Source organism: Agrobacterium sp. CNPSo 2736 (assembly GCF_004005385.1).
GTDB classification, from domain to species: Bacteria; Pseudomonadota; Alphaproteobacteria; order Rhizobiales; family Rhizobiaceae; genus Agrobacterium; species Agrobacterium leguminum.
The window spans coordinates 292,949-308,287 of the sequence record NZ_RZTX01000001.1 but is presented as its reverse complement, the minus strand read 5'-3'; the positions used below and the strand labels follow the sequence as shown (position 1 = coordinate 308,287).

The window sequence follows — 15,339 nt, the reverse complement described above, 5'->3', positions numbered from 1 at the left end:
CCCTCTAACCGGAAATCCATCTTTTAAAAAGTGCTAAAGCGCCTTTTGCCCACTATCGGAGATCGACAGTGGGGCGGAAAACCAGCGTAGGCCGCTTTCAGTCAGAATGGCGTGAAGCGACACATCATGCGGCTCCGCCGGTACGGATAGCACTTCCTGACAATCGAAGGCGACGCCGATGAGCACGGGCTGACGACCCCTGGCGTGCAATCGCGCAATGGCGCGGTCATAATGGCCCGCGCCATAACCGACCCGCTGTCCCTGCCCATCGAAGACGGAGAGAGGCACGAGCAGAATATCCGGATCGAGAACTTCCGCATCCTCACCCGGGCCGGTCGTGCCGAAGCCGGTCTTCACCAGCGGCGTATCCGTTTCAAAGGCGCGGAAGACAATGGTTTCACGATCCAGCACAACGGGCAGGACAAGACGCCCGCCCCTCGTCCGCAACGCTTCCATCAGCGGCCGGGTATCGGCCTCGGAGCGGATCGGCATGAAGCCGGAAATTACGGTGCCCGGTGCAAAGGGGATGCTGGAGGCGCCATGGGCCGTTATGGACTGGCTCTTCTGCTGGCGCTCCGCCAGTGTCAGCGCATCGCGCGCGGCGAGCCTTTCGCCGCGCAGCCTTGCTTTTTCGGCAACGTCACCGGGCATCAGGCGGCCCGGCTCACGAGAACCTTGTCGATACGGTGGCCGTCGAGATCGATGACCTCGAAACGCCAGCCATTGCGAGTGACATGTTCGCCCAGTTCCGGCAGGCGGCGGAACTCGTCCAGAACCAGACCGGCAACGGTTTCGAACTCGGCATCCTCGTCGATCTGGAAACCCATGCGATAAGCGAACTCATCGGCGGGCATCCAGCCGGCGACGAGGAACGAACCGTCCTCGCGCTCGACCATGGCCGGCTCCTCGTCATCATCTTCCTGGAAGGCGCCGGTGATGGCTTCCAGCACGTCGCCGGAACTGATGATACCTTCGAAATGGCCGTATTCGTCATAGACCAGCACCATATGCACGGTGGAACGGCGCAGCGACTGGATGACGTCCACCGCACTCGTCAGATCCGATACGACCGGAACCTCCCGCAGAAGCTCGCGAATGTTGAGTTCCTTGCCGGAAGCCAGCGCATCGAAAGCGTCCTTGGCGAAAAGCACGCCGAGAATTTCATCCGACGCGCCGTTGCGCACCGGCAGGCGCGAACGCTGCGTCTGGCGAAGCTGCTCACGAATTTCTTCCGCGCTGTCTTCGATATCGACCACTTCCACATCGCGACGCGGTGTCATCAGGCCGCGCGCATTGCGGTCGGCGAGGCGCATGACGCTGGTGATCATCGCCGATTCCTCGGTCTCGATCACACCGGCGCTGTGAGCTTCGGCCAGAACCGTGCGGATTTCATCGTCGGTGACCGAAGCGTTGGATTCACCGCTATGGCCTAAAAGCGCCAGAACGGCCTTGCCCGACCGGTCGAGCAGCCACACCAGCGGCGCGCCGACCTTGGACAGCAGCATCATGGTGGGGGCGACGCGGGCGGCGACCTTTTCGGGATCGCGCAGCGCAATCTGCTTGGGCACCAGTTCGCCGACGATCAGCGACAGATAGGTGATGGCGACGACCACCGAGCCGACGCCGAGCGCATCGGCGGCACGGTCGGGAACGCCCTGCTCCAGAAGCCACGCCGTGAAGCGCGCGCCGAGCGTGGCGCCGGAAAAAGCGCCGGAAAGGACGCCGACCAGCGTGATGCCGATCTGCACCGTGGAAAGAAAGCGTCCGGGATTTTCGGAAAGGCTGAGCGCCATTGTGGCGCCCTTGCTGCCTTGTGTGGCAAGCACCTTGAGCCTCGCCGGTCTGGAGGAGACAACGGCAAGCTCGGACATGGCAAGCACACCGTTCAATACGGTGAGCAGGACCACGATCATAATTTCAGTAAACAAGTTTAGCTCTTTGGGCTGTTGAACGGCACGTCGCGGTTTTGACCGCAGCGCCCTTTTTTAAAGGGCATGACAGACATACCAATTCGGATAATAGGGAATTGTTCCGCCATTGCAATGACGGCAATATAAAAAAGCCGTGTCCGGCAGTTATGAAAAATGACTGTCGAATATATCAAGGGTACAGGGAAGCCCCGGGGGTTGATCCGAAACTTCAAGCGCGATCCACGGCGACCGATGGAGATTTACGATCCTGGGCGCCTACAAAAGTAGGTGGGCACCGTGTGTCCAGCCCCACGGGACTGGCCAGGGACAGCTCCCTTTGGATCGAGTATGGCCCCAGGGATTGTGGTTCCTGTCGGGAAGCGCAGAACGCATAGAAGATATAGGACGGATCGAAGAAAACCGCCAGAGGGCACCGCGCGAAATTTTGCCGCCTCAGAACCCTTCACGCGGTCAATGCGCGGCGGGCTTCGGCCGCGCCAGGAGTTTTTCGGTAATCCCGTTCAGGCGGTCGGCCAGATCGCCGATGGCAAGCGCCACCATCTCGTCCGATTTCGCCCGGTGCTCGGCCATGCCGTCGCGGTTGCGGGAAAGGGATGCGACCTCCCCTTCCAGCTTCTCTATCTTGCGATTGAGTTCGGAAAGCTCGTCCATCACCATGATGCCCGCCATGACGGTCAGGCGAAGATCGCCGATTTCACCGAACTGGCTCTTGAGGTGCCCGACATACCGGTCGAACCTCGTTGCGAGATCGGTAAGATGGTCTTCCTGCCCCGCCTCGCATGCCATGCGATAGGCCTTGCCGTCGATCATAACTGTGACTTGCGCCATGAGCCCGCTCCTATCGATCCAGCACCGCGCGGATCGTCTCCATCGCCGTCACCAGCCGGCGGGAAACCTCGCGATTGACTTCTTCAAGACGATTGGCGCGAAACTCGGCCTGATCCAGCTCATGCGCGAGCCTTGCGCGGTCGACATGGACACGCTTGACCTCATTATCGATCTCGCCCGTCTCCCTTTGCCGCTCGATACGCATATCGATGGCATTTTCGAGATTTGTGATGGCAGCATTCAGCTCCGTCAGCGCAGATTGTACGGTCTTGTCAGCCGACATCGTTTTTTCCAACTCGCACGCCACCGGCCGAATCGTCCGGTTTCAGGCCTTTTCAACAATCACGAGGTTATTACCCGATTTACCATCCCGTCAATCAAACCAGTGCATTGAGACGTTTTGCTCTGTGGATGAACGAAGAGGCGGCAGCGCCCATCGCACGGATTTTGTCAGGATGCCCAATTTTCTAAACGATTTTTTCTCCCTCAGCGAACCGCAAACGCCCGTGGATTTATTGACTTGCCGGCCTCACCTGCTATGGATCAACCCGCTTTTTGGATAGTTGCGTAAAACTATCTCCTTTCACCCGGAAACAGACGGAAAAGCCATGATTTCTCGCGACAAACACAACCGGATGGCAAATGCGATCCGATTTCTTGCCATGGATGCAGTGGAGAAGGCCAATTCCGGCCATCCCGGTCTGCCGATGGGCGCCGCCGATGTCGCCACCGTTCTCTTCACCCGTTACCTGAAATTCGATCCCAAGGCTCCGCTCTGGGCGGATCGTGACCGCTTCGTGCTGTCGGCAGGTCATGGCTCGATGCTTCTTTACTCGCTGCTCTATCTGACGGGCTACGAGGACATGACGATCGACGAGATCAAGCGTTTCCGTCAGTTCGGTTCCAAGACCGCCGGCCACCCCGAATATGGCCATGCGACCGGCATCGAAACCACCACCGGCCCGCTCGGCCAGGGCATCGCCAACGCCGTCGGCATGGCGATCGCCGAACGCAAGCTGGAAGAGGAATTCGGCTCCGACCTGCAGAGCCACTTCACCTATGTCCTGTGCGGCGACGGCTGCCTCATGGAAGGCATCAGCCACGAAGCCATCGCGCTTGCCGGCCACCTGAAGCTCAACAAGCTCGTTCTGTTCTGGGATGACAACAACATCACCATCGACGGCGAAGTCGGCCTTTCCGACAGCACCGACCAGATCGCCCGCTTCCAGGCCGTTCACTGGAACACCATCCGCGTCGATGGCCACGATCCGGACGCGATTGCCGCCGCCATCGAAGCCGCGCAAAAATCCGACCGCCCGACCTTCATCGCCTGCAAGACCGTCATCGGCTTCGGCGCACCCAACAAGCAGGGCACCCACAAGGTTCACGGCAACCCGCTCGGCGCCGAAGAAATCGCCGCCACCCGCAAGCACCTGAACTGGGAAGCGGAAGCCTTCGTCGTTCCGGAAGACGTGCTGGATGCATGGCGTCTTGCCGGCCTGCGCTCCACCAAGACCCGCCAGGACTGGGAAGCCCGCCTTGAAGCTGCTGAAGCCGGCAAGAAAGCCGAATTCAAGCGCCGCTTCGCCGGCGACCTGCCCGGCAACTTCAACAGCGCCATCGATGCCTTCAAGAAGAAGATCATCGAGAACAACCCGACGGTCGCCACCCGCAAGGCCTCGGAAGATTCGCTCGAAGTCATCAACGGCGTCCTGCCGGAGATGGTCGGCGGTTCGGCTGACCTGACGCCGTCCAACAACACCAAGACCAGCCAGATGAAGTCCATCACGCCGACGGATTTCTCCGGCCGTTACCTGCATTACGGCATCCGCGAGCACGGCATGGCGGCGGCGATGAACGGCATCGCGCTCCATGGCGGTCTCATCCCCTATGCCGGCGGCTTCCTGATCTTCTCGGATTATTGCCGTCCGTCGATCCGACTTGCCGCACTCATGGGCATCCGTGTCGTCCACGTTCTGACGCATGATTCCATCGGCGTCGGCGAAGACGGCCCGACCCACCAGCCGGTGGAGCAGATCGCAGCCCTGCGCGCCATTCCGAACCTCCTCGTCTTCCGCCCGGCGGATGAAACCGAGACGGCGGAATGCTGGCAGCTGGCTCTCGAGCAGAAGCATCGTCCTTCCGCGCTGGCCCTTACCCGCCAGAACCTTGCGCCCTCGCGCAAGGAATATGAAGAGAAGAACCTGTCTGCTTACGGCGCTTACGAACTCGTCTCCGCCAGCGACGCCAAGGTTTCGATCTTCGCATCCGGTTCTGAAGTCGAAGTGGCGCTGAAGGCCGCCGCAACGTTGAAGGACAACGGCGTTTCCGTCCGTGTCGTTTCCGTTCCCTGCTTCGAGCTTTTCAAGGAACAGCCGGAAACCTATCGCAACGCCATCATCGGCAAGGCTCCGGTCAGAATAGCGGTCGAAGCCGCCATCCGCCAGGGCTGGGATTATTTCATCGGTAACGATGGCGCTTTCGTCGGCATGCACTCCTTCGGAGCATCTGCCCCGGCGAAGGATCTCTTCAAGCACTTCGGCATCACGGCGGAAGCCGTCGTCGCCGCAGTCGAGGCAAAACTTGCGTGAGGGCTTCCCAGGCCCTCACCATTCAGCAAAGACCACGCCCATTCTTGTTCGGGAGACTGTAAATGACTGTAAAAGTTGCCATTAACGGCTTCGGCCGCATCGGCCGCAACGTCCTGCGCGCCATCGTCGAATCCGGCCGCACCGATATCGAAGTCGTTGCCATCAACGACCTCGGCCCGGTGGAGACCAACGCACACCTGCTGCGCTACGATTCGATCCATGGCAAATTCCCGGCCGATGTGAAGGTCGAAGGCGACACGATCATCGTTGGCGGCGGCAAGCCGATCAAGGTAACGGCCGTTCGCGATCCGGCAACGCTGCCGCACAAGGAACTCGGCGTCGACATCGCGCTGGAATGCACGGGCATCTTCACCGCCCGCGACAAGGCTGCCGCTCACCTGACGGCCGGCGCAAAGCGCGTCATCGTTTCGGCTCCGGCTGACGGCGCTGATCTCACCGTCGTTTTCGGCGTCAATGACGACCAGCTGACCAAGGACCATCTGGTCATTTCCAACGCGTCCTGCACCACCAACTGCCTCGTGCCGGTCGTGAAGGTTCTCGATGACGTCGTTGGCATCGACCATGGCTTCATGACCACGATCCACTCCTACACGGGCGACCAGCCGACGCTGGACACCATGCACAAGGATCTGTACCGCGCCCGCGCCGCAGCCCTTTCCATGATCCCGACCTCGACGGGCGCCGCCAAGGCCGTTGGCCTCGTTCTGCCGCACCTCAAAGGCAAGCTGGACGGCACGTCGATCCGCGTTCCGACCCCGAATGTTTCGGTCGTCGACTTCAAGTTCCTCGCCAAGCGCGACACGACGGTTGAGGAAATCAACGAAGCCATCAAGTCTGCCGCCAATGGCAAGCTCAAGGGCATTCTCGGCTATACCGACGAGCCGCTGGTTTCCCGCGACTTCAACCACGACAGCCATTCCTCGATTTTCGCGATCGACCAGACCAAGGTCATGGAAGGCAAGTTCGTACGCATCCTGTCCTGGTACGACAACGAGTGGGGCTTCTCCAACCGCATGTCGGACACGGCCGTCGCCTTCGCGAAGACCATCTAAGCGGAATTACGCCAATCAAAAAGCCGGCAGGAGCAATCCTGCCGGCTTTTTATTTATAAAAAATGCCGACGGGAACGAGGAAACCCGTCGGCGTCGATCCGGAAGCAAGGCGGGGCGCTTCGGATCGAAAACATCGCTGGGGGCAAGGGGGACTAGCCCACTGCCAGCCTGCCGGCCCAACCGTCACCTTCTGTTGTTGATGATGATTGGATCGCGCGAGCCGGCATTGCTCCAGATCGTGTCGAAAGTCTGCTGTCTCAACTCACTTTGCTGCATGGAAAGCTTCATCATGCAGTCGGCAGCCTCTCGCGAGCCTTCGGGATAACCGAACGACCGGCAGCGCTCGCGTTGCGCGGCCATGTTTTCAGCTGTCTGTTCCGTGCTGGAGCAGCCAGAAACAATCGCGCCCGCCGCCAATACTATAATAAGTCCAGTAATATTTATCCGTTTCATCCGATCGCTCCGGTAATGTTGAAAAGCAATTCGGACGAAAGAACTAACGCAGCTGCATTGTCTCTATGTTACGTTGAAACGCTGAAAAAGGAATTGTTTCTGCGGGAGTATCTGCCGCTCTCCTTGCCATCCATTTTTTCGCCCGCGAGCCGAAAAAATTCCCATTTCCTGCCTTTGTCTGGTCCACTTTGGGACGGACAAGAAACACAGGGATAACGGTCGTGCGCAATGCACTTCGGCCCTGCCGTATCATTCGATACACCCCGCCTTGCGTCGCCTTTCAACGCCACCCGAAACAGCGCTGACAGACCGCAACCCGTGGCGCATTGACTGCAGACGCGCAGAGCATTCATTGCGCCACGGACTGCGGTCCATCAACGCGGTTTGAATGAGGCGGTGGACGTGGAATCATTTTATCTTCTGTTGCTGGTCGCAACCGTTCTCGTTCTCGTCGCCGCCTTTTCCAGCCTCATCGCCTTCCGCTTCGGCGCGCCACTCCTCCTGCTTTTCCTGATGATCGGCCTTGTGGCTGGTGTGGATGGCCTCGGCATCGAATTCACCAACAATCCGCTGGCCTATATGCTCGGCTCGCTGGTGCTTGCCGTTATCCTCTTCGATTCCGGCTTCGGCACATCCATCCAGTCCTTCCGACTTTCGGCGGCACCCGCCGTCGCTCTCGCTACAGTCGGCGTCATCCTCACATCCGTCTTTTTTGCAGGCGCGGCGGCTCTGCTACTCGGGCTTTCCTGGCTGGAAGGCCTGCTGCTCGGCGCCATCGTCGCCTCCACGGATGCGGCAGCCGTGTTCTTCCTGCTGCGCATCGGCGGCATCCATATCCGCGATCAGGTGCGTTCGACGCTGGAAGTCGAATCCGGCACCAACGATCCGATGGCGATCTTCCTCACCATTGCCCTGGTCGAAATCATCGCCAAGGGCCAGGGGCTGGCCGGCATCGATAGCGGCTTTCTGCTGCTTTTCATCGAGCAGATGGGCCTTGGCGTGATTTTCGGCCTGCTCGGCGGCGTCATGATCGCCACCGTCGTCAACCGGTTCGCCGCCGACCGTGGGCTTGCGCCGATCTTCGTGCTGGCGCTGGCGCTGCTGGTCTTCTCCTTCACCGGCACAATTGGCGGCAGCGGTTTTCTGGCGGTCTATGTGGCTGGCATCGTCGCCGGCAACCGCCGGATTTTCGCCAAGGAAACCATCCGCCGTTTCCATGAGGGGCTGACCTGGCTTGCCCAGATCATCATGTTCCTCATGCTCGGTCTTCTGGCCACCCCGTCGCAATTTCCGGCGATCGCCATTCCGGCCGTGCTGCTCGCGCTTTTCCTGATCTTCGTCGCCCGCCCGCTTGCGGTCTGGCTGAGCCTGATGCCCTTCAACTATACCCAGCAGGAAACCTCCTTCGTCGCCTGGGTGGGCCTGCGCGGCGCGGTTTCCATCCTGCTCGCCATCATGCCCATTCTCGGCGGACTTGACGATGCGCAGGTCTATTTCAACGCCGCCTTCATCATCGTGCTGGTGTCGCTCCTCGTGCAGGGCTGGACCATCAAGCCGGTGGCAACAAGGCTCGGGCTGATCGTGCCGCCGCGCATGGGCGAGGTGGACAAGCTGGAGGTGGACCTTCCCGGCACCGCCAATCACGAACTGATCTCCTACCGGGTCGCCAAGGGTAGCGCCATCATGCAGGGCGAGCGTATTCCGCGCTGGGCCATGCCTTCGCTGGTGGTGCGCGACGGCAAATCGATCCGCTATCAATATGCCGGGCGGCTGCGGGAGAACGATCTCGTCTACCTCTTCATCGCGCCCGGCTATTCCCGCCTTATCGACCGGCTGTTTGCGAGCGCCCTGCCGGTTGCCGATGACGACGCCGATTTCTTCGGCACCTTCGCAATCTCCCCCGCCCGCCCGGCGAAGGAGCTGGACGCAGCCTATGGTCCCGGCCTGCTTTCGCCCGCCGAACAGGCGATGAGCGTCGCGGAACTCATCGAAGCGCGCCTTGCCGGAAAGGCCGATTATGCCGACCGCGTGCGCCTAGGCTCCATCGTGCTGATCGTTCGCACACTGGACGAACACGAGGCGATAACCGGTGTGGGCATCTCCCTCGAACCGGTGGAACCGGCTACCAGCCTGCCGATCTTCATCAGCTTTTCGGAAATCCTCAACCGTGTGCGCAACCATCTGGCAGAGAAGCGCCAGCCGCGCCCCGCCAGAGTTGAAGAATGCGCCCCCGCCGCTCCGAATACAGTGAGAGAAAATGAGGCCTGACCCGCTTGCGTCGTCAATCAGGCATAGTATGGTCCGTGCCGAACTCGCAACAAATCAGGATCGACCTATGCCCGCTTTCAAGACCCTCGACGACCTCAACGACATTGCCGGAAAGCGCGTTCTCGTCCGCGTTGATCTCAACGTGCCGGTCGCAGATGGCAAGGTGACGGACGCAACCCGTATCGAACGCGTTGCGCCAACCATTCTGGAACTGTCCTCCAAGGGCGCGAAAGTCATTCTGCTTGCCCATTTCGGCCGTCCGAAGGGCGAACCGGTGACCGATATGTCGCTTTCCCAGATCGTGCCTGCCGTCGAGGAAGTGCTCGATCATGCCGTTTCCTTCGCGACCGACTGCATCGGCGCACCCGCGGCGGATGCCGTCGCTAAACTGAACGATGGCGATATCCTGCTTCTGGAAAACACCCGTTTCCACAAGGGCGAAGAAAAGAACGATCCGGCCTTCGTCGAAGCTCTGGCAGCCAATGGCGATATCTATGTGAACGATGCCTTCTCCGCCGCCCACCGCGCCCACGCTTCCACCGAAGGCCTTGCACGCCACCTGCCCGCCTATGCCGGCCGCACCATGCAGGCCGAGCTTGAGGCCCTGGAAAAAGGCCTCGGCCAGCCAGTCCGTCCGGTCGTCGCCATCGTCGGCGGCGCCAAGGTTTCGAGCAAGATCGATCTGCTGATGAACCTCGTCAAAAAGGTCGACGCCCTCGTCATCGGCGGCGGCATGGCCAACACCTTCCTCGCCGCCCGCGGCGCGCAGGTCGGAAAATCGCTTTGCGAGCATGATCTCGCCGAGACCGCAAAGCAGATCATGATCGAGGCTGCGACATCCGGCTGCGCCATCGTGCTGCCGGAGGACGGCGTCGTCGCCCGCGAATTCAAGGCCGGTGCCGCCAATGAAATCGTCGACATCAACGCCATTCCCACGGATGCCATGGTTCTCGATGTCGGTCCAAAATCGGTTGAAAGCATCAAGGCCTGGATTTCCCGCGCCGAAACGCTGGTCTGGAACGGCCCGCTCGGCGCCTTCGAAATCGAGCCCTTCGACGCGGCGACCGTGGCTGCCGCAAAACACGCGGCGGAATGCACCAAGGCCGGCAAGCTCGTCTCCGTCGCCGGCGGCGGCGATACCGTTGCCGCCCTCAACCACGCCGGCGTTTCCGAGGATTTCTCCTATGTTTCGACGGCCGGCGGCGCCTTCCTCGAATGGATGGAAGGCAAGGAACTGCCGGGCGTTGCCATCCTGACCGCCGCCAAGTAAACTCACCTTACTTGCCTGACACAAGGCCGGACAAGCCATGCTTGTCCGGCCTTGCTTTTTGGTAAGCGGCACCGGGAGGAAAAGTTTCAAACGATTGAAATCATTTCAATCGTTTCAATGAGTTAGCGTGCCATTTCCCTGCCCTGGAACTTCTGTTATCGGAAATTTATTGTGCCTTGGGAGAATAGCAAATGACCGAACGTCTCGAAGACATCGCAATCAAAATGGTCGCCGACGGCAAGGGCCTCCTCGCCGCCGACGAATCCACGGGAACGATCAAAAAGCGTTTCGACAGCATCAATCTGGAATCCACCGAGACCGCCCGCCGCGATTATCGCGAGATGCTGTTCCGTTCCGACGACGCCATGAAGAAATACATCTCCGGCGTCATCCTTTATGAAGAAACCCTGTTCCAGAAGGCCGCCGACGGCACGCCTTTCGTGGATATCATCAAGGCGGCCGGCAGCCTGCCGGGCATCAAGGTGGATATCGGCGCCAAGCCGATGGCTTTCCACCCGCATGAATTCATCACCGAAGGCCTCGACGGTCTTTACGAGCGTCTGCGCAAGTACCATGAGGCCGGTGCCCGTTTCGCCAAGTGGCGTGGCGTCATCACCATCGGTGAGCAGCGCCCGAGCTGGGGTTCGATCAAGGCAAACTCCCAGTCGCTCGCCCGTTACGCCGCCCTCTGCCAGCAGGCGGATATCGTGCCGATCGTGGAACCCGAAGTGCTGATGGACGGCGAGCCGGGCACGCATGACATCGACCGCTGTGCGGAAGTCACGCAATGGGTTCTCCAGACCGTCTTCGCGGACCTGTTCGACGCCCGCGTGAACCTTGAGGGCATGATCCTCAAGCCGAACATGATCATCGACGGCAAGAAGGCCCGCAAGGCTTCCGTCGAGGAAGTGGCGGAAAAGACCGTGAAGGTTCTGAAGGCGACCGTGCCTTCCGCCGTTCCGGGCATCGCCTTCCTTTCCGGCGGCCAGTCCTCCGAAGAGGCAACGGCGCATCTCTCCGCCATGAATGCCGGCTACGACCTGCCCTGGTCTCTGACCTATTCCTACGGCCGCGCGCTTCAGGATACGGCCCTCAAGACATGGGGCGGCAAGCAGGAAAATGTCGCCGCCGGCCAGCGCGCCTTCACGCACCGCGCCGCGATGAACAGCCTCGCCGCCAAGGGCAACTGGAAGCAGGAACTCGAAAAGGCAGCCTGAGGCTGACAGAGAATCAGATAAACAGCAGCCGCCCCAACGGGCGGCTGCTGCGTTTGATAAAGCAAGATCATCCATATTCCGTCACCCGGACCAATCGTCTTTCATTTTACCTGACTGATAATTCTCAACCGTTTTGATAGTGCATCGCTACCAGCGTGGAAGCATATCCACCATGGACAGCCTTATCCGCTCAAGTCATGCGACCTGGCGACTTTATGGCCGTCATTGCCGCAATAGACAGCGGATGCCCTCCCCGGCTTTATCCAGCGCATAACGCCAGACCATCCGGATCGCCCGGCATCACAAGCGCTTTCATCTCGACGGGCTCTCGAAAAGCCCCAAGAATTGCTGCGCGCTCGTTACATCACAGATAAATTTCAATAAATTATAGTATGATCCACTATGTGGACCTATAAACATGCGATGAAAACCACGCAATACTGCATTTATACAGTTGATTTCGGCACTTTTCCTGTGTATCCCGAATGCATAGTTTTTTAACGGTCCATATTGTGGAGGCAATATACCGCTAGTTTCAGGCTTTTGGAGGGGTCTGGCCGGTCTGGCAATGACAGATATATCCTGATGCGTCAGTCATGATATTGGCCTGGACGCGGATAATCCTCTTTGTCTGCCGCAGTCCGTTGCGAAGGTTGTTCTGTGGGAGAGGAGGCCCCGATGACCATGACCGCAAACGCGAATGACGACGTATTTGTACTCGACGGAGAGCTGTTGCATACGGGGCCCGTAACAGGCTCGTGGTTCATGCGACCCGTCGAGGCCGTGGCGGCGGTGCTGCTGGCGGTGATGATCGGCCTGCTTCTGCTGGGCGTGACATCGCGTTATGCCCTGCATTTGCCAATCGTCTGGATCGATGAAACGGCGTCGTTGAGCTTCCTTTGGTTTGCCATGCTGGGTGCGGCAATTGCCATCGACCGCAGCGAACACCTGCGACTGACGCTGTTTCTCAACATGTTTCCGCAGCGCATTCTGGGCTATGTCAACTCGCTCGCGCTCGTGCTGGTGGCGACATTTCTTGCGGCGATTATCAAGCCGGCGATAGAATATGCCATTGAGGAATGGGTCGTCACCTCGGCGGCGCTGAATATTCCGATGTCCTTCCGCGCCGCGGCATTGCCGGTCGGCGCCTGTCTGATGCTGCTGCTGGTCCTCAACAATCTCTTCCGCAGGGAAAATCTGCGGGACATCATCGCAGCCGTTGTCACCGTCGCGGTCGCCTCCGGCCTGCTCTATCTGGCATCGCCGACGCTCGAAACTTTCGGCAATTTCAATCTGGCGATCTTCCTCGGCCTGTTCGTGGCGGTATTTCTGGTGCTGGGCGTACCGATCGCCTTCTGTTTTGGCCTTGGAACCCTAGCCTACCTGACCTTTACCACCTGGGTTCCGACCATCGTGATGATCGGGCGCATTGACGAGGGCATGTCGGGCATCATTCTGCTCTCGGTTCCGGTTTTCGTGCTGCTGGGCTGTGTGCTCGATGCCACCGGCATGGGCAAGGCGATTGTCGAACTGCTATCCTCGATGTTCGGCCATATTCGCGCCGGCATGTCCTATGTGCTGCTGGGCTCGCTGTTTCTGGTCTCGGGCATTTCCGGCTCCAAGGTTTCAGATATGGCGACGGTTGCACCGGCGCTGTTTCCGGAAATGAAGCGCCGTGGCCACAAGCCCAAGGAAATGATTGCGTTGCTCGCCACCGGCGCCGCCATGGCCGATACGGTTCCGCCCTCCATCGTGCTGATCGTTCTCGGTTCGGCGGCGGGTGTGTCGATTGCCGGCCTGTTCACTTCCGGCTTCATGATCGCCATGGTGCTGCTTCTGGTGCTGGCCGTTCTGGCCCGATGGAAGGCGCGGCATGAAAACATGGAAGGCGCAAAACGCACCCCGTGGCCGCTGGTCGGCAAGGCGGCCCTGGTTGCCGCACCGGCGCTGGTTCTGCCTTTCCTCATCCGCAGCCTCGTCGGCGGCGGCGTGGCGACGGCCACCGAGGTTTCCACCATTGCCGTGCTCTATGCGATGATTATCGGTGCGGTACTCTATGGCGGCATCAGCCTCAAAAAACTCTATTCCATGCTGGTGGAGACGGCAGCCCTTTCCGGGGCGATCCTGCTGATCCTCGGCTGCGCCTCGGCCATGGCGTGGGGGTTGACCCAGAGCGGCTTTGCCTTCCAGCTGACCGCGATGATCACCGATCTGCCGGGCGGATGGATGACCTATATGGTCGTGTCGATCCTGATTTTCATGATCCTCGGCTGCGTGCTGGAAGGCCTGCCGGCAATCGTATTGCTCGCACCGATCATGTTCCCCATCGCCCGCACGCTTGGCATCAACGACATCCATTATTCGATGGTGGTGGTTGTCGCCATGAATATCGGCCTGATGGCGCCGCCCATCGGCATCGGTTTCTATATCGCCTGCAAGATAGGCAATGTTTCGCCCGATGAGGCCATGGGCGCCATCTGGCCCTATCTCGCAGCCATGGTCATCGGTCTGCTGCTGATTGCGGCAATTCCGGGCTTCTCGACAATTCTGCTCTGAGACCGTGGCGGGTCCACCCGCCACGCCGATGAATGACACATGCTTTTATTTTGGGAGGAGAAAGCAATGAATATCAACAGACGTACCGTGTTGGCCGGCGCCGGTTCTGCCGTTCTTGCCACCGCTTTTGTGTCGCGCGCCCGCGCTGCGCAATTCAATTATAAATACGCCAACAACCTGCCTGCAGCGCACCCCATGAACATCCGCGCCAAGGAAGCGGCCGACCGTATCGCCAAGGAAACCGACGGCCAGGTGATGATCAATATCTTCCCCAGCAGCCAGTTGGGCGCTGATACGGATGTGCTGAGCCAGGTACGCTCGGGCGGCGTTGAATTCTTTACGCTTTCGCCACTGATCCTGTCGACGCTGGTGCCGAATGCATCCATCAGCGGCATCGGCTTCGCCTTCCCGAACTACGATTCGGTTTGGGCGGCCATGGATGGCGATCTCGGCAAATATGTCCGCGGCGAAATCGCCAAGCAGAACCTCGTTGCCATGGACACCATCTGGGATAACGGCTTCCGCCAGATCACCAGCGCGTCCAAGCCCATCGCCACGCCGGCCGATCTCGAAAGCTTCAAGATCCGCGTGCCGGTAAGCCCGCTCTGGACCTCGATGTTCAAGGCCTTCAAGTCGGCCCCTGCCTCGATCAATTTCGCTGAAGTCTACACCGCCTTGCAGACCGGCGTTGTCGATGGCCAGGAAAACCCGCTGGCGATCATTTCCACCGCCAAGCTGTTCGAAGTGCAGAAATTCTGCTCGGTCACCAACCACATGTGGGACGGCTTCTGGTTCCTGGCGAACAAGCGCGCCTGGGAGCGCCTGCCGGATGACCTGCGCGCCATCGTTGCCAAAAACCTCAATCAGGCAGGCAAGGACGAGCGGGCCGATGTGGCGAAACTCAATGCCTCGGTGAAGGAAGACCTGATTGCCAAGGGCATGACCTTCAACGACACCGACGCCTCACTCTTCCGTGCAACCCTCAAGGAAGCCGGCTTCTATTCCGAATGGAAGGGCAAATATGGCGATGAAGCCTGGGCCATTCTCGAAAAGGCCGTTGGCGCCAGCCTGACCTGATCGGTCTGCTGAATAGCTGGCCCCGCGTCAGGCGGGGCCGACCCGACTATTTCTGACGATTGTAATGGAGACTGT

The 15,339-nt window shown here is 59.8% G+C and carries 12 protein-coding genes and 1 other RNA gene; 7 read left to right on the top strand and 6 right to left on the bottom strand.

The features are described from left to right. Positions 1-33: 33 nt before the first annotated feature. From EM858_RS01395 to EM858_RS01370, 5 genes are all read right to left on the bottom strand, one after another. The gene (locus tag EM858_RS01395) at positions 34-651 is read right to left on the bottom strand and encodes a 5-formyltetrahydrofolate cyclo-ligase (protein ID WP_127755566.1); all 618 of its coding nucleotides are present in this window, start codon (positions 649-651) and stop codon (positions 34-36) included. Then, positions 651-1,913: a hemolysin family protein gene (locus EM858_RS01390; RefSeq protein WP_020812224.1), complete on the bottom strand. Its 1,263-nt coding sequence runs from the start codon at positions 1,911-1,913 to the stop codon at positions 651-653. Before EM858_RS01390 ends, EM858_RS01395 begins: the two co-directional genes overlap by 1 nt. A gap of 230 nt (positions 1,914-2,143) precedes the next feature. Next, positions 2,144-2,302: non-coding RNA, 6S RNA (gene ssrS, locus EM858_RS01380), on the bottom strand. A gap of 79 nt (positions 2,303-2,381) precedes the next feature. Continuing rightward, positions 2,382-2,759 carry a cell division protein ZapA gene (locus tag EM858_RS01375; RefSeq protein ID WP_003523207.1) on the bottom strand — a complete coding sequence of 126 codons (378 nt, stop codon included), beginning with the start codon at positions 2,757-2,759 and terminating at the stop codon, positions 2,382-2,384. 10 nt (positions 2,760-2,769) lie between these two features. Beyond that, positions 2,770-3,042 (bottom strand): DUF4164 domain-containing protein, encoded by a 273-nt coding sequence (locus EM858_RS01370; protein ID WP_035263131.1) that lies wholly within the window; start codon positions 3,040-3,042, stop codon positions 2,770-2,772. A gap of 325 nt (positions 3,043-3,367) precedes the next feature. Between EM858_RS01370 and tkt the strand changes: the two genes are divergently transcribed. Both tkt and gap read left to right on the top strand, forming a co-directional pair. Then, positions 3,368-5,350 carry a transketolase gene (gene tkt, locus EM858_RS01365; RefSeq protein ID WP_080819510.1) on the top strand — a complete coding sequence of 661 codons (1,983 nt, stop codon included), beginning with the start codon at positions 3,368-3,370 and terminating at the stop codon, positions 5,348-5,350. Positions 5,351-5,412: 62 nt separating this feature from the next. After that, positions 5,413-6,423 carry a type I glyceraldehyde-3-phosphate dehydrogenase gene (gap, locus tag EM858_RS01360; RefSeq protein ID WP_080819511.1) on the top strand — a complete coding sequence of 337 codons (1,011 nt, stop codon included), beginning with the start codon at positions 5,413-5,415 and terminating at the stop codon, positions 6,421-6,423. Between the two features lie 183 nt (positions 6,424-6,606). On the opposite strand, the gene EM858_RS01355 is transcribed toward gap, so the two are convergent. Then, positions 6,607-6,876: a hypothetical protein gene (locus EM858_RS01355; RefSeq protein ID WP_127755565.1), complete on the bottom strand. Its 270-nt coding sequence runs from the start codon at positions 6,874-6,876 to the stop codon at positions 6,607-6,609. Positions 6,877-7,278: 402 nt separating this feature from the next. Between EM858_RS01355 and EM858_RS01345 the strand changes: the two genes are divergently transcribed. From EM858_RS01345 to EM858_RS01325, 5 genes are all read left to right on the top strand, one after another. Next, a complete protein-coding gene (locus tag EM858_RS01345; RefSeq protein ID WP_127755563.1) occupies positions 7,279-9,144 on the top strand; it encodes a potassium/proton antiporter in 1,866 nt (621 codons plus the stop codon). A gap of 67 nt (positions 9,145-9,211) precedes the next feature. Continuing rightward, positions 9,212-10,414 carry a phosphoglycerate kinase gene (locus tag EM858_RS01340; RefSeq protein WP_080819514.1) on the top strand — a complete coding sequence of 401 codons (1,203 nt, stop codon included), beginning with the start codon at positions 9,212-9,214 and terminating at the stop codon, positions 10,412-10,414. A 191-nt stretch (positions 10,415-10,605) separates the two neighbouring features. Next, positions 10,606-11,631: a class I fructose-bisphosphate aldolase gene (locus tag EM858_RS01335; protein WP_003523197.1), complete on the top strand. Its 1,026-nt coding sequence runs from the start codon at positions 10,606-10,608 to the stop codon at positions 11,629-11,631. A 678-nt stretch (positions 11,632-12,309) separates the two neighbouring features. Then, complete coding sequence (locus EM858_RS01330; protein WP_080819516.1) at positions 12,310-14,187, top strand: TRAP transporter large permease subunit; 1,878 nt, start codon at positions 12,310-12,312, stop codon at positions 14,185-14,187. Positions 14,188-14,253: 66 nt separating this feature from the next. Next, positions 14,254-15,264, top strand: a complete 1,011-nt coding sequence (locus tag EM858_RS01325) for a TRAP transporter substrate-binding protein (RefSeq protein ID WP_059755806.1) — start codon at positions 14,254-14,256, stop codon at positions 15,262-15,264. Positions 15,265-15,339: the final 75 nt, after the last annotated feature.

Coding starts and splice junctions, on each gene's coding strand:
- EM858_RS01395 (WP_127755566.1), bottom strand. CDS start 651: ATGCCCGGTGACGTTGCCGAAAAAGCAAGGCTGCGCGGCGAAAGGCTC.
- EM858_RS01390 (WP_020812224.1), bottom strand. CDS start 1,913: ATGATCGTGGTCCTGCTCACCGTATTGAACGGTGTGCTTGCCATGTCC.
- EM858_RS01375 (WP_003523207.1), bottom strand. CDS start 2,759: ATGGCGCAAGTCACAGTTATGATCGACGGCAAGGCCTATCGCATGGCA.
- EM858_RS01370 (WP_035263131.1), bottom strand. CDS start 3,042: ATGTCGGCTGACAAGACCGTACAATCTGCGCTGACGGAGCTGAATGCT.
- tkt (WP_080819510.1), top strand. CDS start 3,368: ATGATTTCTCGCGACAAACACAACCGGATGGCAAATGCGATCCGATTT.
- gap (WP_080819511.1), top strand. CDS start 5,413: ATGACTGTAAAAGTTGCCATTAACGGCTTCGGCCGCATCGGCCGCAAC.
- EM858_RS01355 (WP_127755565.1), bottom strand. CDS start 6,876: ATGAAACGGATAAATATTACTGGACTTATTATAGTATTGGCGGCGGGC.
- EM858_RS01340 (WP_080819514.1), top strand. CDS start 9,212: ATGCCCGCTTTCAAGACCCTCGACGACCTCAACGACATTGCCGGAAAG.
- EM858_RS01335 (WP_003523197.1), top strand. CDS start 10,606: ATGACCGAACGTCTCGAAGACATCGCAATCAAAATGGTCGCCGACGGC.
- EM858_RS01330 (WP_080819516.1), top strand. CDS start 12,310: ATGACCATGACCGCAAACGCGAATGACGACGTATTTGTACTCGACGGA.
- EM858_RS01325 (WP_059755806.1), top strand. CDS start 14,254: ATGAATATCAACAGACGTACCGTGTTGGCCGGCGCCGGTTCTGCCGTT.